Origin of the sequence: Pantoea sp. Lu_F5_004 (genome assembly GCF_051136245.1) — a bacterium.
In the GTDB taxonomy this organism is placed as follows: domain Bacteria; phylum Pseudomonadota; class Gammaproteobacteria; order Enterobacterales; family Enterobacteriaceae; genus Pantoea; species Pantoea agglomerans.
Window position 1 is genome coordinate 1150110 of record NZ_CP194946.1, and the last position, 19499, is coordinate 1169608.

Here is a 19499-nt window from a genome sequence, read left to right on the forward strand (position 1 = left end):
GTATCGAATAGTCCGCGGTCGCAAACCGATAGATTATTTTAATGAATTAAGACCCGCTCTGGCTGCTATTCCAGCGGGCGCGCCGGTTGCGGTGGAAAGCGCAACTCCACTCGTGTTCCCCGTGGCTGTGCGTGGAGGGTCAGATGGCCGCTCAGGCGCTGAGCGCGCTCCGCCATAATAGTCAGGCCGTAATGGCCCGGCGGTTCGTCAGTGCTGTTCATCCCCACGCCATCATCCGTAATTGTCAGTAAGTGCTCACCTTTTTCACTGTGCTGATAATCCACCCGGATAACCTGCGCACTGGCGTGACGAATCGCATTCAGCAGCGCCTCCCGGACGATCTGCAACACATGCACCTGCTGTTGTGCTTCCAGACTCTGCAGGCCGGTCTGATAGTTAAAGTGTATCTCTGCGCTGCTCTTCTCCTGCAGCGAGGCGATCATCGCCTGCATGGCCGCCACCAGATCCGCCTGCTCAATGGTCAGACGGAAGGTGGTCAGCAGTTCGCGCAACTGACGATAGGCTTCGGCCAGCGCCTGATCGAAGTCCGCGATAATGGTATGGGCGGCGCTATCGTCTTTATCAACGGCGCGGCGTAGCAGGGTCAGCTGAATGCGTAAAAACGAGAGCGACTGCGCCAGCGAGTCATGTAATTCCCGGGCAATGGTCGTGCGCTCTTCAATCAGCAGCATCTGCTGATACTGCTGCTGTGCCTGCCAGATCCAGATAGCTCGTCCCAGCATCGCCGCCAGGCTGCGCATCAGTTCATCCGGAGGCGGGGCGCCAGCTGTCTGCCAGCGCAGCTCGCCGATCTGCTGCTCGTCCTGCTGTAACGGCAGACGTTGCCACTGACCGGCGGCCTGATCATCACCGGCGCGAAACTGAAACTGGTCACTGTCGAGCCGGATCGCCGTCAGTTTCTCACGCGTCAGTACATTGGTTAACACGGCTTCAAACAGTGCCGGATGCAGCGGGCTGGCGGTCAGCATTTGTGAGCTGTCATAGAGTAGCGACAGCGTGCGATTCGCCTGGGTTAAATCTTCCGTTTTGGCGCGCACCGTGCTTTCCAGCAACTGGTAGTGCGAATGCAGACGTGCCGCCATGCCACTGAAGGCATGCGACAGCACCCGCAGTTCATTCTGCTGCTCAACGTGCAGCGGCGGAAAAGCAAAGTTGCCGCTCTCAACATAGCGACTGGCGGTGACCAGCGCATTAAGCGGGCGCACCACCTGCAGTCGGGTAAAGCGAATCGTCATCAGTGCCAGCGCCACAATCGCAATGACCCCCACCAGGCTGCTGGCGGCCACCAGATGCATTTTCAACTCGGTATAGCGCTGCAGACCCAGCACAAAGCGATCGATTTCACCGACGTAGATCGGCACCTGCTGCTGATAAGCCACGGTATCGCCCTGTTGCAACTGCTGCTGCAGCGAGGGCCAGGCGGCACGCAGCCGTTGATAGCGAACACTTACTTCACGGGGTACCCAGGGCCTATCAAGTTTCTGCAGCACCGGCGCATCCAGCGTTTGCTGATAGCGCGCCAGATGATGAGCCAGATTTTGCGGCTGACGGCTGGCATCCCAGGCCATGCGATAGCTCTGCATGCGCAGTGAACCCGCCAGATTGATCGCCTCCGCGTCGCGCTGGCTGCTCAGGAGCGTGACTAATGCCAGACCGGTGGTGAGCAGCGACAGCAGGACAATGGCGCTGAGCGCCTGAGCGATGCTTTGAGTTACGGAACGTTTAACAATCACATGAATGGCCCTGTTGAGAGTGCGGGAATTATAAGAGCGCATTAACGTAACGCAAATGATCCATTCCCTGTTTATCGCACAGGACGTTACACATCGCACATAAAATGACCGCAACTGACAGTTCCCAGGACGTGCTGCTATTCCACGCTTAAAAAAGGAACAGGTTTACATCGTCCCGATGTTGCTTTTCATTGCAGCGCTAATAATTCATCCAGTCATCAAATCAATCCCGATCACAGATTAAGGAGCATCCAATGAAAAAGCTGAATGCTGTCCTGGCGGGCGCATTACTGGCTACCGCCTCACTTGCCACTTTCGCCGCCACGCCGGTCGATCAGTCGCAGGCGCAGAGTATGCAAAGCATCGGTAGCGTTTCGGTCTCCGGCGTTCGCGGCTCACTGGACGATGCGAATCGCCAGCTGTCGCAAAAAGCGGAAGAGATGGGCGCCAGCCATTACCGCGTTATTGGTGTCGATAACCCAGGCGACTCCAGCCTGTGGAGCGGCACCGCAGAGATTTATCGCTAACCCAACCCTCCTGTTTCCATCCCTGTAGCTTTTACCGGCCTGAAAATGGCCGGTTTTTTTGTTTTTGTGCATCAGGATGGATTCTTACAAATCAGCCTGTGCATCTGCCCGGTATATTTTGCTTCGTTCTTGCAGAACGGGTAGGATTCATCGCCGTAAATTCCCGCGCTGCCTGGCACTCACTCACAGGCAAACGCACAGAGGAAAATACCCCATTTCACAGGGCATTACGCCTGAAATAGGGATGCGACGACTGATAGTCAGGACAAACAGGAATGCTATGAAATCTAAAAACAAAACCCCAGGCGAGATGCGCGCTGCGAAACGACGCTGGCTCAACTCACATGACGCCGGCTACCAGAAGGCGATGGGTAACCGTCACGTACAGATGATTGCGATCGGCGGTGCCATTGGTACCGGTTTGTTCCTGGGCGCAGGTGGCCGTTTGCAGGCTGCTGGCCCCGCCTTAGCCATCATCTATCTGGTGTGTGGCATCTTCTCCTTCTTTATTCTGCGTGCGCTGGGCGAACTGGTGTTACACCGTCCCAGCAGCGGCAGCTTCGTCTCCTACGCCCGTGAATTCCTGGGTGAGAAAGCCTCCTACGTGGCGGGCTGGATGTACTTCGTCAACTGGGCAATGACCGGCATCGTCGATATCACCGCCGTCGCGCTCTACATGCACTACTGGGGCGCATTTGGTGATGTGCCACAGTGGGTGTTCGCCCTGGGCGCGCTGGCGATTGTCGGCACCATGAACATGATCGGCGTAAAGTGGTTTGCCGAGATGGAGTTCTGGTTTGCGCTGGTGAAAGTGCTGGCGATTGTGATCTTCCTGGTGGTGGGCGTGGTGTTCCTTGGCACCGGCAAACCGCTGGATGGCAACAGCACCGGCTTCCATCTGATCACCGATAACGGTGGCATGTTTCCACACGGCTTACTGCCTGCGCTGGTGCTGATTCAGGGTGTGGTGTTCGCCTTTGCCTCTATCGAACTGGTAGGTACGGCGGCGGGAGAATGTAAAGACCCGAAAACCATGCTGCCGAAAGCGATCAACAGCGTGATCTGGCGTATCGGCCTGTTCTACGTTGGCTCCGTGGTCCTGCTGGTGCTGCTGCTGCCGTGGAACGCCTATCAGGCGGGTCAGAGTCCGTTTGTTACCTTCTTCTCGAAGCTGGGCGTGCCTTACGTTGGCAGCATCATGAATATCGTGGTGCTGAGTGCGGCGCTCTCCAGCCTGAACTCGGGCCTCTACTCAACCGGGCGTATTCTGCGCTCCATGTCGATGGGTGGCTCTGCACCGAAATTCATGTCTAAGATGAACGGTCAGCAGGTGCCTTATGCCGGTATTCTGGTGACCATCGCCGTCTATGTGATTGGTGTGGTGCTTAACTACTATGTGCCTTCTCAGGTGTTTGAGATCGTCCTGAACGTCGCCTCGCTGGGGATTATCTCCTCCTGGGCCTTTATCGTGGTTTGTCAGCTGCGTCTGCGCAAAGCGATTAAAGAGGGCAAGGCGGATGATGTCAGCTTCAAGCTGCCTGGCGCGCCGTTTACCTCATGGCTGACGCTGCTGTTCCTGTTCAGCGTGCTGGTGCTGATGGCGTTTGACTACCCGAACGGGACTTACACCATCGCCTCCATTCCGCTGATCGCGGTATTGCTGGTGCTGGGATGGTTTGGCGTGCGTAAGCGTGTTCACGCCATAGCTGAGACCGAACAGGATCATCACGAAGAGGAGCCTCAGCCGACCCGACTGGCTGACGACACCTCGCGCTGATAAGCGCTGCAGCAATCAGGCCAGCCTTCGGGCTGGCTTTTTTTTGGCGTAAACCGCCTCATTCACCGCGAGAATTAAGATAGTTTTCCCGCAAGCTTGCCCCTATGATGAAAGGCTCCCTTTATGCGGTAGCGGAGTCCTCATGTCGTTTAAGATCAACATCATCAAAGATAAGCTCCTGTCCGAAAACTGGTTTGTGCTGCGTAACTACACCTATGAGATTACCGATCGTCGTGGCGAGGTTATCCGCCATAAACGCGAAGTCTACGATCGCGGAAACGGGGCGACCATCCTGCTCTATAACCGTGAAAAGAACAGCGTGGTCCTGACGCGCCAGTTCCGTATCGCCACTTACGTCAACGGTAACGAGGGCGGCATGTTAATTGAAGCCTGTGCCGGCTTGCTGGACAACGACTCTCCGGAAGATTGCATTCGCAAAGAGGCGATTGAGGAGACCGGTTATGCGGTGGGCGAGGTGGAGAAACTCTATGCCTGCTATATGTCGCCGGGCGGTGTCACTGAATTGATCCACTTTTTCGCAGCGGAATATAATGAATCGCTGCGCGACAATGCGGGCGGCGGCGTTGAAGATGAGTCGATCGACGTGCTGGAACTGCCTTTCCCTGATGCGCTGGCGATGGTCGCCGATGGCCGCATTCGCGACGGCAAAACCGTCATGCTGTTGCAGCATGCGCAGATTGCTGGCTGGCTGATACCATAAAAAATCATGCAGTTAGCCTGTTGCAGCGTGACGGCGTTGAGCGTGGAAAGTGAAGCATAATCCACTTTTCATGCACGCTTTTTAAGCAGTTAACTGCGCTTTTTGCACAGGTTCACAGAATGGGAACCCTGGCAGGCCCGTTGATGCGCTATCCTCTCCACTCTGGGTATTCGGGGATCGATTTTCTTAATGTCGTATTGGATGAAATCGCTGTGGCTGTTGCCGTCTCTGTGGGTTGCCTGTGTTCAGGCGGAACCGTTGCAAAAGTCATTCAACGACTGGCAAATCACCTGCAACAATGAAGCCTTTTGCGTGGCGCGCAATATTCCGGGCGACAAAGGGTTAGTAATGACGATTTCGCGGCATGCGGGCGTCAACGATCGCCCCTTGCTGCGAATCGACTACGGCAGTGCCTACAGTGGCGCGCTGCCGGGCGGTTCGCTTCAGGACAACCTGCTACTGGATCAGCGCCGTCTGAAACCCGACCTCAAACACTGGACGGTTGAACCGCACCATCTTGCCACCAGCAATGCCATCGCAATTGATGAGTTTTTTGATCTGGTGATGGAGGCGAAAACCCTTCAGCTCACTTTCGATCCCAATGCGCTGATCTCTCTGCGCGGCATGAAGGCCGCACTGTTGCTGATGGATGACACCCAGGGGCGGGTCAATAGCATGAGCGCATGGGTCAAACGTGGCGATCGCGCCAGCTGGGATGTTCCACCGCCGCCTGCGCTGCCGCCACTGCCGCCTGCTGTGGAGCCACCCGCGGCATTAACACGCGACGAGACCAGCGGATTAATTGATTACGGCACCTGGCGGGTCAATACCGACTCCTGCTCACTCGATCCGCTGCGCCGTGAAGTCAGCGTTGCGCCACTCACCGATCAGCGCGCGCTGCTGCTGGTGAGTTGTGAAATGGGGGCTTATAACGTGATCGATCTGGCGTTTGAAGTGACGCGCAGCCAGCCGTATGTCGCGCGCGGCATCACCTTAACTCTGCCGTTTACCCCACCAGGTGCCAGCGATCGGCAGCTTGAGCTGATCAACGCCGAATATGATGCGGCCAGCGGCCAGCTCTACACCTTTGGTAAAGGGCGTGGATTGGGTGACTGTGGCAGTGCCACACGCTGGCAGTTTGATGGCACGCGTTTTGTGTTAGCGGAGTATGCGGAAGAGTCGACCTGTGACGCCTGGCACAGCAGTGATGACTGGCCAACCCTGTGGGTCAGCCAGTCTGACGGTGGCGTACAGCAGCGTTAACGAATCGCCTGCACCATCATCGGTGAGCCAAGCTGATTACCGACCAGTTCGGCCAGCATATTATTCACGCCGTCGCTCATTGGCGTAAAGCGGGTCAGCGGCGAGCGTGTCACCACCACAAATACCCCCACGTTATGCTGCGGCACCATCGCCATATAGGTGATGAAACCGCCGCCGCCGCCGGTTTTCTGAATAATGCCAGGGCGACCATTTTTCGGCCCCATAAAGACCCAGCCCATTCCCAGCGCATCCGCTTTGCCCGGCACATCCATGCCTTCTACTTTGCTCAGCTGATCGCGACGATAGATCAGCGTCTGCAGTCGATCGATCTGCGGCGTGCGGTGGTTAACCGAAGAGTTAAGGAACTGCTGCATCCAGCGGCCCATATCATCCGGCGTGGAGTAAACGCCGCCGCTGCCAATCGCCGCCAGGGTGTTATTGCACGGACTGGCCCCTTTTTCCGCCACCATCAGGCGTCCGCACTGCTCAGGCGACGGCGTAAACGTCGTGTCCTTCATGCCGAGCGGGCGGGTAATCAGCTGCTGAAACAGCGCCGGATAGGGTTTGCCGGTGGCGCGCGACAGCGCATCACCCAGCAGATCGTAGCCCAGGTTGGAGTAGGCGGCACTGCTGCCCGGTGCCGCTTTGAGGTTAGCGCGCGACAGCCACGCCCAGCGTTCACCACGGGTCGGCCAGACAAATACCGGACGCTGCGCTTTGCCGCCTGGCTGTTCGCGCGGCAGTCCGCTGGTGTGGGTCGAGAGGTTGATCAGGCGAATGGGCTGACCATTGTAGGTGGGCACGCGTGAACCCGGCGGCGCATATTTACTCAGGGGATCGTCGAGGCGAATCTGTCCGCGCTCAGCCAGCTTCACCATCACTTCACTGGTCATCAGCTTACTCAGCGAGGCGATGCGAATCAGCGAATCTTTCTGCGGACGGATATTGTTGCCGGGACGGGTTTCACCAAAGCTGGCGAACACCCGCTGATTGCCATCAATCGCCACCAGTGCCATGCCGGTTGCACCGCTGCCGTAAAAGATATGTTCCGCATAGCGATCAACAATCTGAGAGGCCAGCAGTGGATCGGGCGCGACCTGCGCCATGCTTTTTAATGGAAGCAGTGAAACCATCAGGGCCAGTAAATAGGGTGTGCGCATGTTCAACGGAAGTGGCTTCGCTATAAAATCGGAGGAAATCTGCCTTCACTCATCGGGATGCATCAGGACAGAACCGCGTTATCCCGGCAGAACAACAGCAGGAACAGACGGACAGTCAGCGCACAGGCAGCATTAAGTATGACGGCTCTATAGTAATGAGTTTGCGCAGGGCGGGAAGAGGGGAATGGAGTTTTTTTTATGTATCAGGCTATAAGTGGAAATGGCCCTTCCCGGTGAGCCGGGAAGGGCATAAGCATTAAACTGGCTTGAGTAATGCTTCAGCGTGGCTGACGATATTCTCAACCGTGAAGCCAAACTCCGGGAACAGCTGACTGGCCGGGGCCGATTCACCAAAGGTGGTCATACCGACAATCGCACCGTCCAGACCGACATACTTGAACCAGTAGTCAGCAATACCGGCTTCTACCGCCACACGCGCCTTCACGCCGCTCGGCAGTACGGATTCGCGGTAAGCGGCATCCTGCGCATCAAACAGGTCAGTAGAAGGCAGTGAAACCACCCGCACCTTGTGACCGCCTGAAGTGAGCTTGTCCGCTGCACCCAGGGTGATCTCAATCTCTGAACCGGTTGCGATCAGAATCACTTCTGGTGTGCCGTCGCAATCCTTCAGCACGTAGCCGCCGCGTTTGATGTTTTCGATCTGCTCCGGGGTACGTTCCGGCTGCAGCAGATTCTGACGCGAGAGGATCAGCGCTGTCGGGCCGTGATGACGTTCGACGGCGGCTTTCCACGCTACAGCGGTTTCGACCTGATCGCACGGACGCCATACGCTCATGTTTGGTGTCAGACGCAGGCTGGCGATCTGCTCTACCGGCTGGTGCGTCGGGCCATCTTCGCCCAGACCGATAGAGTCATGGGTGTAAACCAGAATCTGTCGTGCCTTCATCAGTGCAGCCATACGCGCGGCGTTACGCGCATATTCGACAAACATCAGGAAGGTTGCGGTGTAGGGAACGAAACCGCCATGGTGCGCGATACCGTTACCAATCGCCGTCATACCAAATTCACGCACGCCGTAGTGAATGTAGTTACCGGTCGGATCCTCTTTGATCGATTTAGAACCGGACCAGATGGTGAGGTTACTCGGTGCCAGGTCAGCAGAACCGCCGAGGAACTCCGGCAGCATTTTGCCGTAGGCTTCCAGCGAGTTTTGTGACGCTTTACGGCTGGCGATTTTCTGCGGGTTAGCCTGCAACTCCTGAATGAACCGGGTCGCTTCGGTTTCCCAGTTGGCGGGCATTTCGCCATTCATCCGGCGCTCATACTCTTTCGCCAGCTCGGGATGGGCTTCTTTGTAAGCCGCAAATTTTGCATCCCAGGCTTTTTCACGTTCAGCACCCGCCGCTTTAGCATCCCACTGCTGGTAGATTTCAGCCGGGATCTCAAACGCCGGATAGTTCCAGCCGAGCTGTTTGCGGGTCAGGGCAACTTCTGCCTCACCCAGCGCCGCGCCGTGCGACTCCTCTTTACCGGCTTTGTTCGGCGAACCGAAACCGATAATGGTGCGGCAGATAATCAGTGAAGGCTTATCGGTGACGCTCTGCGCTTCTTTGATCGCCTCACGAATGGCATCAGCATCATGGCCGTCAATGTCGCCAATCACATGCCAGTTGTAGGACTCAAAGCGTTTGTGGGTGTCGTCAGTAAACCAGCCTTCGGTCTCGCCATCGATCGAGATACCGTTATGGTCATAGAAGCCGATCAGTTTGCCGAGACCCAGGGTCCCCGCCAGTGAACAGACTTCGTGCGAGATCCCTTCCATCAGACAGCCATCGCCCATAAACACATAGGTGTGGTGATCGACAATCTCATGATCCGGACGGTTAAACTGTGCGGCCAGCGTGCGTTCTGCAATCGCTAAGCCCACGGCGTTAGCCAGTCCCTGACCCAGCGGGCCGGTGGTGGTTTCAACGCCTGGGGTGTAGCCGATTTCCGGGTGACCTGGCGTTTTAGAGTGCAGCTGACGGAAATTTTTCAGCTCTTCAATCGGCAGGTCATAACCGCTCAGATGCAGCAGGCTATAGAGCAGCATCGAGCCGTGGCCGTTGGAGAGGATAAAGCGGTCGCGATCAAGCCAGGCGGGATTGGTCGGATTATGCTGGAGGAAGTCGCGCCACAACACTTCGGCGATATCGGCCATTCCCATTGGCGCACCGGGGTGGCCTGAATTTGCCTTCTGTACCGCATCCATGCTCAGTGCACGAATCGCGTTTGCCAACTCTCTGCGTGAGGACATAAAGTTCTCCCTTGTTATGCATCAGGGCGGGAAAGTCCCGCCCGACTAAAATAAAGACTACAGGCGTGCGGCGAGCACATCTTCCAGCTTCTGCTGGTCAACCGCGAACTGGCGGATGCCGTCAGAGAGTTTTTCAACTGCCATCGGATCCTGATTATGTTCCCAACGGAACTCCGCCTCGGAGAGCGGCGACGGCTGGTGGAAGCCTTCAGTTGAAGGCTCCAGTTTGCGCTCAAGCGGCGCATCACTGTTCTGCAACTCTTCCAGCAGGTTAGGTGACAGGGTCAGGCGGTCGCAGCCTGCCAGCGCGATAATCTGCTCCACTTTACGGAAGCTGGCGCCCATGATGATGGTGCTGTAACGGTGCTTTTTGTAGTAATCGTAGATGCGACGCACGGATTTCACGCCCGGATCTTCATCCGCCACGTAGGGGTCCATGGGTTTGCGCGAGTTATACCAGTCGTAGATGCGGCCAACGAACGGGGAGATCAGGAACACGCCCGCTTCGGCACAGGCACGCGCCTGAGCAAAGGAGAAGAGCAGAGTCAGGTTGCACTGAATGCCGTTTTTCTCCAGCTCTTCCGCAGCGCGGATGCCTTCCCAGGTCGAGGCCAGCTTAATCAGTACGCGTGAGCGATCAATACCGTGCTCTTCATACATCCGAATCAGTTTTTCTGCTTTGGTCACACACATGCCACGATCGAAGGAGAGGCGCGCATCCACTTCGGTCGAAACACGGCCCGGTATGCTTTTCAGGATTTCCATACCAAGGTTGATCGCCACTTTGTCGCTGGCGTTGATAATCTGCGTCTCTTTGCTGCCGCCCTGTTTTTTGGCGTACTCAATCGCGTCATCCATCAGGTGTTTATACCCTTCGAGACCGGACGCTTTCAGAATGAGTGAGGGATTGGTGGTGGCGTCTTCCGGGTGGTAATTACGAATCGATTCGATATCACCACTGTCCGCCACCACGGTGGTGAACTGTTTTAGGGCTTCTAGCTGGTTCATCTCTAAACTCCTTGAAAAGAAAAATGAAAGCGAACAGGGGGCACCTCAGGCCTCGCAGCCGGTCTGTGGCATGTTCTGCTACCGGGAACGCGAACCCATAACATTGCAACAGAGAGTTTCTGATGAACATGCGGTTTCTCTGATTGTTGCGCTGCGAGGCGGTGCGAAGGAGCCGTCATGCGGTGTTAACCGTGGGGTGCGCCATATTCCACCCATAAGCATAGCAGTCAGGAGGAATGACGCAGGCCACACTGTAGCAATCTGTGCCCTGTCAAAAAGAAGAGGCCGATCAGGCGAGAGGTAAGCGCAGCGCGGGTTGAGACCCGCGCTGCAGCGGCAGAAACGATCAGACTGGCAGGTTCAGCCAGTTCTTCACCGGCAGGAAATCGCGATAGAGGGCGGCTTCAGGTGAGTCGGCATCGGGCTGATAATCATATTCCCAGCGCACCAGCGGGGGCATCGACATCAGGATCGACTCAGTGCGACCGCCGGTCTGCAGACCAAACAGCGTGCCGCGGTCCCACACCAGATTAAACTCCACGTAGCGACCACGGCGATAGAGCTGGAACTGGCGCTCACGATCGCCCCACGGGTGCGCTTTACGGCGCGCCACAATCGGCCGATAGGCATCCATAAAGCCGCGGCCAACCGCCTGCATAAAGCTGAAGCTCTGCTCAAAGTCGGGCGTATTGAGGTCGTCAAAAAACAGGCCGCCAATGCCGCGCTGCTCATCACGATGCTTCAGGTAGAAATAGTCATCACACCACTTTTTATAGCGCGGATAGACATCCTCGCCAAAAGGCTGGCAGAGGTCAGCGGCGGTCTGGTGCCAGTGCAGCGCATCTTCTTCGAAGCCATAAAAAGGGGTCAGGTCAAATCCGCCACCAAACCACCAGACGGGATCGGCACCCGGTTTCTCCGCGATAAAAAAGCGCACGTTAGCGTGGCTGGTGGGCACATAGGGATTGTTCGGGTGGATCACCAGCGACACGCCCATCGCTTCAAAGCTGCGACCCGCCAGCTCCGGCCGGTGTGCAGTGGCGGATGCCGGCATCTGATCGCCATGCACGTGCGAAAAGTTGACGCCCGCCTGCTCAAACACCGCGCCGTTACGCAGGACGCGGCTCTGACCGCCGCCGCCGCCGGGACGCTGCCAGCTATCTTCGGCAAACGCTGCGCCGCCATCTTCAGCCGCCAGCTGGTTACAAATCTCATCCTGCAATGCGAGCAGGAACGCTTTTACGCGGGAAATATCAGCCATTTTTTCGCTTATGGTTTGTCAAAGTCTGACGCGATTATACGCAAAACCGCGCCGCTTGCATGAGTGCGGCGAGTCGCACGGCCTGAACCGGCGACACGCATCAGGCGTTGCGGCGATCAAACTCATCAAAGTAATTGACGATGCCGCTGGCAATAGCCGAAGCGATTTTCTGACGAAACGCGGTGGTGCCAAGCAGCTGCTCTTCACGCGGATTGGTAATAAAGGAGGTCTCGACCAGCACCGAGGGGATCGACGGTGACTTGAGTACCGCGAAGGCAGCCTGCTCGGTGTGCTGGCTGTGAAGATGATGAACCGGGCGGATCTGATCCAGTACATGCTTGCCCAGCGTCAGGCTGTTTTTGATGGTGTCCGTCTGCACCAGATCGAAGAGGATCTGCTGCAGATAGTGATCCTGCTGCTGCGCTTTCACGCCACCCAGCTTGTCCGCATCGTTCTCCCGCTGTGACAGATAACGCGCCATCGAGCTGCTGGCACCGCGATTAGAGAGCGCAAACACCGAGGCACCGCTGGCATCGGGACTGGTAAAACCGTCGGCATGAATCGACATAAAGAGATCTGCGCCGTGCTGGTGGGCGATCTCCACCCGCTGATAGAGCGGAATAAAGTGGTCGCTGTCGCGGGTCAGACGCACTTCTATGCGCGGATGGCTCTGTAGCTGACGCTGCACGTTACCGGCAATCTCCAGCACGATGTGTTTCTCTTCGGAACCCTCTTCGCCAACGGCACCAGAGTCGATGCCGCCGTGACCGGGGTCGATCATCACGATACGTTTACCGTTCTTTGCGGGCGGGGCAGGGCGCGAGTGACGATTTGCACCAGTAAGGGCTGACTGCTCTTTAGCCTGAACCGCGCGCGGCGATAGAATGGCCAGAGCCAGCCCGGAAAGCAGTAACTGACGGCGATGAATCAAACGTTTAAGCAGGTGCATGTGCGGGTCCGGTAACAGGAATCTTGCCGGTGTTATAGCCTAAGGGGCTGCTGCCTGCGATCACAGAACCATTTCAGGGCATTACTTTGTATTGCAGGTCGCGAACAGTAAATTTGCGCTTTTTTATTTGTCGCCCGTCATGGAGGGTTGCGTGCGGCAGAGAATGCGTGATAATCAGCAAATTGTGCTTATTTGCAGGTAAAGAAGATGGAAATCCGCGCCTTCCGCCAGGAAGATTTTGAAGAAGTGATCACCTTATGGGAACGTTGCGATTTGTTACGGCCATGGAACGATCCTGAGCTGGATATCGAACGCAAAATGAATCACGACCCCGATCTCTTTCTGGTCGCTGAAGTGGGCGGCGTGGTCGTTGGCACACTGATGGGCGGCTATGATGGCCATCGCGGCGCGGCTTACTATCTGGCCGTGCATCCCGACTATCAGGGACGCGGCTTTGCGAATGCGCTGATGAACCGTCTGGAGAAGAAGCTTATCGCGCGCGGCTGTCCGAAACTGCATCTGATGATCCGTGAAGAGAATGATCAGGTGGTGGCGTTCTATGAGAAGCTTGATTATGAGCCGGTCGATGCGCTGCTGTTTGGTAAACGTCTGATCGAAGATCGTGAATACTAAGCCGTCACCGGGCTATCTGCCGGACGAGTATGACGCCAGAGGGCAGCTGCGGCTGCCGTTTCTTTTTTGGCTGATCCTGTTACTCCAGGCGCGGACCTGGCTGCTGCTGGTAATGGCCGGGGCGTCACGGCAGCAGGGCAACGATCTGCTGGCGCTGTTCTATCCGGATCGTCAGGCGTTCTGGATCGGCCTTGCGCTGGGTTTACCGGCGCTGGCGGGCCTGCTGCTGACCGGCTATCGCACCCGACTGCCGCGACTCTGGCAGCACTGGCGCAGCGTGCTGGCGCTGTCGCTGCTGGTGAATCTGCTCTGGCAGGGAATGCAGTTTGTGCAGGGCGATCTGCTCACCTCACCGCTGCCATTGCTGCTGACGCTCTTTGACCTGCTGGCGCTGATCTGGCTGCAATCCAGCCGCCGCTGTCGCGACTGCTTTCTGCCCGAACATCATCTTCACTAAACTTTTTGTCGCTTTGCGACTCCAATCAGTTCCGCCTTTCCGGCATCGCATTTACAGGAGTTCTCATGAAAGCTGTTCGTTCCACGCTACTGATCGCCGCCGTTGTTCTGAGCGGCTGTGCCAGTTCGGGTTCCGGCGCTGACAGCAGCCAGCAGGCAAGCTGGTGGAATCCGCTGACGTATCACTGGTCTTCGGCGCTGCCGTGGAACTGGTTCGGTTCCTCGCTGACCGCGACTGAACAGGGCGTGGGTGGGTTAACTGCCTCGACCGCCATGAAAGAGGACGCGATTAATGCCGGACTGAACGGTGACTATAGCCTGCGTCAGGGCATGCGCAGCCAGAACGGTCAGGTGGTCTCTTTCTGGCAGGCGCTGGATGATGGCAAAGTTAAGCTGGTGATTTACGGGCAGTCGCAGGTCGAACGTATTGAGGTCATGGACAGCGCAATCGCCAGCAGCGATGGCAGCAAAGTAGGTGATGTCTTCAGTAATAAGTTCAGCAAAGCCTTCGACAACTGCACCTTAGCCAGCGGCACCGATGCGCGTGACGTGGCATGCCGTGCGCCTGGAAGTCAGCATCTGACTTATGTTTATCAGGGTGACTGGCATGGACCTGAGGGATTAATGCCCTCTGACGATACGCTGAAAAGCTGGAAAATCAGCAAGATTGTCTGGCAGCGTTAATTCCTCGTCTTCAGCGCGCCGCCCGTCAGGCGGCCGCTGAGCCTCCCAAACCCTTTGCCGCCACCCGCTGCACGGGGTTCCTCCTCCCCATCGGCTTTTGCTGATTTCTGCATAAACAGTGCCGTCGTCTTATGCTTTTTTCGACTTTGAAATCATCAAACGATATATAAAACCGTTACTGGTTTTCACTGAGTTATAAATAAACTGGTGCCTCAGCGGGTGAGATCCGCATCAAACTTTTTCAGGGTGCCAAATGACATTACAAGCGATGAAAAAAATCGTGAGCGGTATCGCGTTGTCGCTGAGCCTGGCCGGCGCAGCCAATGCCACTGAACTCCTTAATAGCTCTTACGATGTTTCGCGGGAGCTGTTTGTCGCCCTGAATGCTCCCTTCGTTAAACAGTGGGATGCCAGCCATCCCGGCGATCCACTGACCATTAAGATGTCGCACGCCGGTTCATCGAAGCAGGCGCTGGCTATCCTGCAGGGACTGCGCGCGGATGTCGTCACGTACAATCAGGTTACGGATGTGCAGGTGCTGCACGATAAAGGCAACCTGATTGCCGCAGACTGGAAAAGCCGTCTGCCGAATAACAGCTCGCCTTTCTACTCCACCATGGCGTTTCTGGTGCGCAAAGGGAATCCAAAACAGATTCACGACTGGTCAGATTTGACCCGCAGTGATGTGAAGCTGATTTTCCCGAATCCGAAAACCTCCGGTAATGGCCGCTATACCTATCTGGCCGCCTGGGGCGCAGCGGATAAAGCGGACGGGGGCGATCAGGCCAAAACCCGTGCCTTTATGACGCAATTCCTGAAAAACGTTGAAGTGTTCGACACCGGCGGTCGCGGTGCGACCACGACCTTTGCTGAGCGTGGCCTGGGCGACGTATTAATTAGCTTTGAGTCCGAAGTGAATAACATCCGCAACCAGTACGGCAAAGATGAGTATGAAGTGGTGGTGCCGAAAACCAACATTCTGGCGGAGTTTCCGGTGGCATGGGTGGATAAAAACGTCGCGACCAATAAAACCGCTGATGCGGCCAGCGCTTATCTGAACTATCTCTACACGCCTGAAGCGCAGAATATTATTACTCACTACTACTATCGCGTGAACAATGCACAGCTGATGGCGGAGCAGAAAGATCGCTTCCCGCAGACCAGCCTGTTCCGGGTGGAAGAGGCGTTTGGCGGCTGGGATAAGGTGATGAAGACGCACTTCGTCAGCGGCGGTGAACTCGATAAATTGTTAGCGGCGGGGCGCGGATAATGTTTGCAGCCAGCCAGAAACGTGTGTTGCCCGGCTTTGGTCTCAGCCTCGGCACCAGTCTGCTCTTTACCTGTCTGATTCTGCTGCTGCCTATCAGCGCGGTGATCATGCAGCTGTCGCAGATGACGCTGCAACAGTACTGGGATGTGGTGACCAATCCGCAGCTGATTGCCGCCTATAAAGTGACGCTGCTCTCTGCAGGCGTCGCCTCACTGTTTAATGCGGTGTTCGGCATGCTGATGGCATGGATCCTGACCCGTTACCGTTTTCCGGGCCGGACGTTGCTGGATGGCCTGATGGATCTGCCATTTGCACTGCCTACGGCGGTGGCAGGTCTGACCCTGGCCGGACTCTTTTCGGTCAACGGCTGGTATGGACAGTGGTTCGCTCAGTTCGACATCAAAATTTCCTACACCTGGATTGGTATCGCCATCGCCATGGCCTTTACCAGCATTCCGTTTGTGGTGCGTACCGTACAGCCGGTGCTGGAAGAGTTAGGTCCGGAGTATGAAGAGGCGGCCGAAACGCTGGGTGCCACGCCATGGCAGAGCTTCCGCCGCGTCGTGTTGCCGGAAGTGGCACCGGCGCTGCTGGCCGGGACTGCGCTCTCCTTTACCCGCAGCCTGGGTGAATTTGGTGCGGTGATCTTTATTGCCGGTAACATCGCCTGGAAAACGGAAGTCACCTCACTGATGATTTTTGTCCGGCTGCAGGAGTTCGACTATCCGGCGGCCAGCGCCATCGCCTCGGTGATCCTGGCGGCATCGCTGATTCTGTTATTTGCGATTAACACATTACAGAGCCGCTTTGGCCGTCGTCTGGGAGGTCACTAATGGCTGAGGTTTCACAAATTAATCACGCTGCTCGTCAGCCAGTGAACTGGGGCAAGTGGCTGCTGATTGGTATCGGCGCGCTGATCTCAATTCTGCTGCTGGTGGTGCCGATGGCCTCCATCTTCTGGGAAGCGCTGAATCAGGGGCTGATTGTCGCCCTCAGCAATCTGGCAGACCCGGACATGCTGCACGCCATCTGGCTGACCGTGATGGTAGCGCTGATCACCGTACCGGTTAACCTGGTGTTCGGCACGCTGCTCGCCTGGCTGGTGACGCGCTTTACCTTCCCGGGTCGTCAGTTGCTGCTGACCCTGTTTGATATTCCTTTTGCCGTGTCCCCGGTCGTGGCCGGTCTGATGTATCTGCTGTTCTGGGGCGTTAATGGCCCGGCAGGCGGCTGGCTGGATGCGCATAACATCCAGATTATGTTTGCCTGGCCTGGTATGGTGCTGGCGACGGTGTTTGTGACCTGTCCGTTTGTGGTACGCGAACTGGTCCCGGTGATGCTGAGTCAGGGCAGTCACGAAGATGAAGCGGCGGTGTTGCTGGGCGCCTCTGGCTGGCAGATGTTCCGCCGCGTAACGCTGCCGAACATTCGCTGGGCGCTGCTGTATGGCATCGTGCTGACCAACGCCCGTGCGATTGGTGAATTTGGTGCGGTCTCGGTGGTATCGGGATCGATTCGCGGTGAGACCTACACGTTACCGCTTCAGGTTGAATTATTGCATCAGGACTACAACACCGTTGGCGCGTTCACCGCGGCCGCCCTGTTAACCCTGATGGCAATTGTGACGCTGTTTCTGAAAAGTATTGTGCAGTGGCGTTTAGAGCAACAGCACAAACGCCTGCAACAGGAGGGAAATCATGAGCATTGAGATTAACAAGATCAACAAATCCTTTGGTCGCACATCGGTGCTGAACGATATCTCTCTGGATATTGCCTCGGGTGAAATGGTGGCGCTGCTTGGCCCGTCAGGCTCGGGTAAAACCACGCTGCTGCGCATTATTGCCGGGCTGGAGCATCAGAACAGCGGTCACATCCGTTTTCATGGTAACGATGTCAGCCGCCTGCATGCGCGCGATCGTCAGGTCGGTTTTGTCTTCCAGCACTACGCGCTGTTCCGTCATATGACGGTATTCGACAACATCGCCTTTGGCCTGACCGTGCTGCCACGTCGTGAGCGTCCTTCAACGGCGGAGATCAAACAACGTGTTACCCGTCTGCTGGAGATGGTGCAGCTGGCCCATCTGGCGAATCGCTTCCCGGCGCAGCTGTCGGGCGGCCAGAAACAGCGTGTGGCGCTGGCGCGTGCGTTAGCGGTTGAACCACAAATTCTGCTGCTGGATGAACCCTTTGGCGCGCTGGATGCTCAGGTGCGTAAAGAGCTGCGCCGCTGGCTGCGTCAGCTGCATGAAGAGCTGAAATTCACCAGCGTGTTTGTCACCCACGACCAGGAAGAGGCGATGGAAGTCGCGGATCGCGTGGTGGTGATGAGCCAGGGCAACATTGAACAGGTCGGCACGCCAGATGATGTGTGGCGCGATCCGGCGACCCGTTTTGTGCTGGAATTCCTGGGTGAGGTGAACCGCTTTGATGGCGAGATTCAGGGATCACAGTTCCATGTTGGCGCGCATCACTGGCCGCTGGGCTATACCTCGGCCCACCAGGGCGCGGTTGAGCTGTTCCTGCGTCCGTGGGAAATCGACGTGTCACGCCGTAGCAGCCTGGAAACCCCGCTGCCGGTACAGGTGCTGGAGGTGAGCCCGCGTGGACACTTCTGGCAGCTGGTCGTCCAGCCTGTCGGCTGGCAGAGCGAGCCGGTCTCGGTGGTGTTTGAAGGTGAGCAGGCTGCGCCGATTCGCGGCGAGCGTCTGTTTGTTGGCTTGCAGCAGGCGCGTCTCTATAAGGGCGATACGCCACTGCGTGCAGTTGCCTTTGCACAAAGCGCCTGATATTTTCTCTTCAATACCGGGCGGGAGTGTCACTCCCGCCTTTTTTTCGCATCTGGTTTGTAAGATGCCAGGAACCGCACCGTGACGACTCTCGAAAATACCATCGGCAATACCCCGCTGATTATGTTGCAGCGCCTGACGCCCGCCAACGGCAGCGAGGTCTGGCTCAAGCTGGAAGGCAATAATCCGGCAGGTTCGGTAAAAGATCGCGCGGCCTGGTCGATGATCAATCAGGCGGAGCTGCGTGGTGATATTGCACCTGGCGATCAGCTGATTGAAGCTACCAGCGGCAACACCGGGATTGCGCTGGCGATGATCGCGGCGATGAAAGGCTACCGGCTTCGCCTGCTGATGCCCGACAACATGAGTCAGGAGCGGCAGGACGCGATGCGCGCCTATGGCGCAGAGTTAATTCTGGTGCCACGTGAACAGGGCATGGAGGGCGCACGCGATCTGGCCCAGGCGATGGCGGCGCGCGGTGAAGGCCGGGTGCTGGATCAGTTTAATAATCCCGATAATCCGCTGGGCCACTATCAGACTACCGGCCCGGAGCTGTGGCAGCAGTCGAACCAGCGCATGACTCATTTTGTCTCCAGCATGGGCACCACCGGCACCATTACCGGCGTGGGACGTTATCTTAAAGAGCTCAACACGGGCGTGCAGGTGATCGGTTTGCAGCCCAGCGAAGGCAGCAGTATTCCGGGGATTCGTCGCTGGCCGCTGGCTTATCTGCCGGGGATCTACCGCCCCGATCTGGTGGATGATGTGATCGATATGACGCAAAAGGAAGCGGAAGAGACGATGCGCGCGCTGGCACGCCGTGAAGGCATTTTCTGTGGCGTCAGTTCAGGCGGCGCGGTGGCGGGTGCGCTGCGCATTGCGCAGGCCAATCCTGGCAGCGTGGTGGTGGCGATCGCCTGCGATCGCGGTGACCGTTATCTCTCTACCGGACTCTATCATCAGTAACCTCTGCTGATGCGGAATCAGGCCTGT

At 56.9% G+C, this 19499-nt stretch carries 18 protein-coding genes; 12 read left to right on the top strand and 6 right to left on the bottom strand.

Going from position 1 to position 19499, the window contains the following annotated elements; genetic code table 11:
• Positions 1 to 65 precede the first annotated feature (65 nt).
• Positions 66 to 1754: a nitrate/nitrite two-component system sensor histidine kinase NarQ gene (gene narQ / locus ACR8BN_RS05440; protein ID WP_039390917.1), complete on the bottom strand. Its 1689-nt coding sequence runs from the start codon at positions 1752 to 1754 to the stop codon at positions 66 to 68.
• A gap of 254 nt (positions 1755 to 2008) precedes the next feature.
• Between narQ and ACR8BN_RS05445 the strand changes: the two genes are divergently transcribed.
• The 4 genes from ACR8BN_RS05445 to ACR8BN_RS05460 all read left to right on the top strand — a co-directional run bounded on the left by ACR8BN_RS05445 (position 2009) and on the right by ACR8BN_RS05460 (position 6042).
• Positions 2009 to 2281 carry a YdgH/BhsA/McbA-like domain containing protein gene (locus ACR8BN_RS05445; protein WP_434747388.1) on the top strand — a complete coding sequence of 91 codons (273 nt, stop codon included), beginning with the start codon at positions 2009 to 2011 and terminating at the stop codon, positions 2279 to 2281.
• A 280-nt stretch (positions 2282 to 2561) separates the two neighbouring features.
• The gene (gene ansP, locus ACR8BN_RS05450; RefSeq protein WP_010259970.1) at positions 2562 to 4058 is read left to right on the top strand and encodes an L-asparagine permease; all 1497 of its coding nucleotides are present in this window, start codon (positions 2562 to 2564) and stop codon (positions 4056 to 4058) included.
• Positions 4059 to 4200: 142 nt separating this feature from the next.
• Positions 4201 to 4779, top strand: coding sequence for a GDP-mannose pyrophosphatase NudK (nudK, locus tag ACR8BN_RS05455; RefSeq protein WP_010671358.1), 579 nt, complete (start codon positions 4201 to 4203; stop codon positions 4777 to 4779).
• Positions 4780 to 4968: 189 nt separating this feature from the next.
• Positions 4969 to 6042: a DUF1176 domain-containing protein gene (locus ACR8BN_RS05460; protein ID WP_022624156.1), complete on the top strand. Its 1074-nt coding sequence runs from the start codon at positions 4969 to 4971 to the stop codon at positions 6040 to 6042.
• On the opposite strand, the gene ampH is transcribed toward ACR8BN_RS05460, so the two are convergent.
• From ampH to amiA, 5 genes are all read right to left on the bottom strand, one after another.
• Complete coding sequence (ampH, locus tag ACR8BN_RS05465; RefSeq protein ID WP_033772869.1) at positions 6039 to 7202, bottom strand: D-alanyl-D-alanine-carboxypeptidase/endopeptidase AmpH; 1164 nt, start codon at positions 7200 to 7202, stop codon at positions 6039 to 6041. The genes ACR8BN_RS05460 and ampH overlap by 4 nt on opposite strands.
• Positions 7203 to 7458: 256 nt before the next feature.
• The gene (tkt, locus tag ACR8BN_RS05470; protein WP_434747389.1) at positions 7459 to 9459 is read right to left on the bottom strand and encodes a transketolase; all 2001 of its coding nucleotides are present in this window, start codon (positions 9457 to 9459) and stop codon (positions 7459 to 7461) included.
• A 57-nt stretch (positions 9460 to 9516) separates the two neighbouring features.
• Positions 9517 to 10467: a transaldolase gene (tal, locus tag ACR8BN_RS05475; protein ID WP_010259954.1), complete on the bottom strand. Its 951-nt coding sequence runs from the start codon at positions 10465 to 10467 to the stop codon at positions 9517 to 9519.
• 346 nt (positions 10468 to 10813) lie between these two features.
• A complete protein-coding gene (hemF, locus tag ACR8BN_RS05480) occupies positions 10814 to 11728 on the bottom strand; it encodes an oxygen-dependent coproporphyrinogen oxidase (protein WP_010259951.1) in 915 nt (304 codons plus the stop codon).
• A 100-nt stretch (positions 11729 to 11828) separates the two neighbouring features.
• Positions 11829 to 12677, bottom strand: coding sequence for an N-acetylmuramoyl-L-alanine amidase AmiA (gene amiA, locus ACR8BN_RS05485; RefSeq protein WP_010259947.1), 849 nt, complete (start codon positions 12675 to 12677; stop codon positions 11829 to 11831).
• 207 nt (positions 12678 to 12884) lie between these two features.
• On the opposite strand from amiA, the gene ACR8BN_RS05490 reads away from it, so the two are divergent.
• From ACR8BN_RS05490 to cysM, 8 genes are all read left to right on the top strand, one after another.
• The gene (locus ACR8BN_RS05490; RefSeq protein ID WP_003848834.1) at positions 12885 to 13310 is read left to right on the top strand and encodes a GNAT family acetyltransferase; all 426 of its coding nucleotides are present in this window, start codon (positions 12885 to 12887) and stop codon (positions 13308 to 13310) included.
• Positions 13300 to 13767 carry a DUF2919 family protein gene (locus ACR8BN_RS05495; RefSeq protein ID WP_010259942.1) on the top strand — a complete coding sequence of 156 codons (468 nt, stop codon included), beginning with the start codon at positions 13300 to 13302 and terminating at the stop codon, positions 13765 to 13767. The genes ACR8BN_RS05490 and ACR8BN_RS05495 overlap by 11 nt, the downstream gene beginning before the upstream one ends.
• A gap of 65 nt (positions 13768 to 13832) precedes the next feature.
• Positions 13833 to 14450, top strand: coding sequence for an RpoE-regulated lipoprotein (locus tag ACR8BN_RS05500; RefSeq protein ID WP_031592580.1), 618 nt, complete (start codon positions 13833 to 13835; stop codon positions 14448 to 14450).
• A gap of 253 nt (positions 14451 to 14703) precedes the next feature.
• Positions 14704 to 15720: a sulfate ABC transporter substrate-binding protein gene (locus ACR8BN_RS05505; RefSeq protein WP_010671362.1), complete on the top strand. Its 1017-nt coding sequence runs from the start codon at positions 14704 to 14706 to the stop codon at positions 15718 to 15720.
• Complete coding sequence (gene cysT, locus ACR8BN_RS05510; RefSeq protein WP_010259932.1) at positions 15720 to 16553, top strand: sulfate/thiosulfate ABC transporter permease CysT; 834 nt, start codon at positions 15720 to 15722, stop codon at positions 16551 to 16553. Before ACR8BN_RS05505 ends, cysT begins: the two co-directional genes overlap by 1 nt.
• Positions 16553 to 17428, top strand: coding sequence for a sulfate/thiosulfate ABC transporter permease CysW (cysW, locus tag ACR8BN_RS05515; RefSeq protein WP_031590524.1), 876 nt, complete (start codon positions 16553 to 16555; stop codon positions 17426 to 17428). Before cysT ends, cysW begins: the two co-directional genes overlap by 1 nt.
• Positions 17418 to 18506, top strand: a complete 1089-nt coding sequence (cysA, locus tag ACR8BN_RS05520; RefSeq protein ID WP_031590525.1) for a sulfate/thiosulfate ABC transporter ATP-binding protein CysA — start codon at positions 17418 to 17420, stop codon at positions 18504 to 18506. The genes cysW and cysA overlap by 11 nt, the downstream gene beginning before the upstream one ends.
• 81 nt (positions 18507 to 18587) lie before the next feature.
• On the top strand, positions 18588 to 19472 hold the full coding sequence (cysM, locus tag ACR8BN_RS05525) for a cysteine synthase CysM (RefSeq protein ID WP_039390845.1): 885 nt from the start codon (positions 18588 to 18590) through the stop codon (positions 19470 to 19472).
• The last annotated feature ends 27 nt before the right edge of the window (positions 19473 to 19499 follow it).

What these genes read in the sequence shown, in the direction of transcription:
- tkt (WP_434747389.1), bottom strand. Translation starts at nt 9,459, where the DNA reads ATGTCCTCACGCAGAGAGTTGGCAAACGCGATTCGTGCACTGAGCATG.
- tal (WP_010259954.1), bottom strand. Translation starts at nt 10,467, where the DNA reads ATGAACCAGCTAGAAGCCCTAAAACAGTTCACCACCGTGGTGGCGGAC.
- amiA (WP_010259947.1), bottom strand. Translation starts at nt 12,677, where the DNA reads ATGCACCTGCTTAAACGTTTGATTCATCGCCGTCAGTTACTGCTTTCC.
- ACR8BN_RS05460 (WP_022624156.1), top strand. Translation starts at nt 4,969, where the DNA reads ATGTCGTATTGGATGAAATCGCTGTGGCTGTTGCCGTCTCTGTGGGTT.
- ACR8BN_RS05445 (WP_434747388.1), top strand. Translation starts at nt 2,009, where the DNA reads ATGAAAAAGCTGAATGCTGTCCTGGCGGGCGCATTACTGGCTACCGCC.
- ACR8BN_RS05500 (WP_031592580.1), top strand. Translation starts at nt 13,833, where the DNA reads ATGAAAGCTGTTCGTTCCACGCTACTGATCGCCGCCGTTGTTCTGAGC.
- cysW (WP_031590524.1), top strand. Translation starts at nt 16,553, where the DNA reads ATGGCTGAGGTTTCACAAATTAATCACGCTGCTCGTCAGCCAGTGAAC.
- ampH (WP_033772869.1), bottom strand. Translation starts at nt 7,202, where the DNA reads ATGCGCACACCCTATTTACTGGCCCTGATGGTTTCACTGCTTCCATTA.
- ansP (WP_010259970.1), top strand. Translation starts at nt 2,562, where the DNA reads ATGAAATCTAAAAACAAAACCCCAGGCGAGATGCGCGCTGCGAAACGA.
- nudK (WP_010671358.1), top strand. Translation starts at nt 4,201, where the DNA reads ATGTCGTTTAAGATCAACATCATCAAAGATAAGCTCCTGTCCGAAAAC.
- cysA (WP_031590525.1), top strand. Translation starts at nt 17,418, where the DNA reads ATGAGCATTGAGATTAACAAGATCAACAAATCCTTTGGTCGCACATCG.
- ACR8BN_RS05490 (WP_003848834.1), top strand. Translation starts at nt 12,885, where the DNA reads ATGGAAATCCGCGCCTTCCGCCAGGAAGATTTTGAAGAAGTGATCACC.
- hemF (WP_010259951.1), bottom strand. Translation starts at nt 11,728, where the DNA reads ATGGCTGATATTTCCCGCGTAAAAGCGTTCCTGCTCGCATTGCAGGAT.
- cysT (WP_010259932.1), top strand. Translation starts at nt 15,720, where the DNA reads ATGTTTGCAGCCAGCCAGAAACGTGTGTTGCCCGGCTTTGGTCTCAGC.
- ACR8BN_RS05505 (WP_010671362.1), top strand. Translation starts at nt 14,704, where the DNA reads ATGACATTACAAGCGATGAAAAAAATCGTGAGCGGTATCGCGTTGTCG.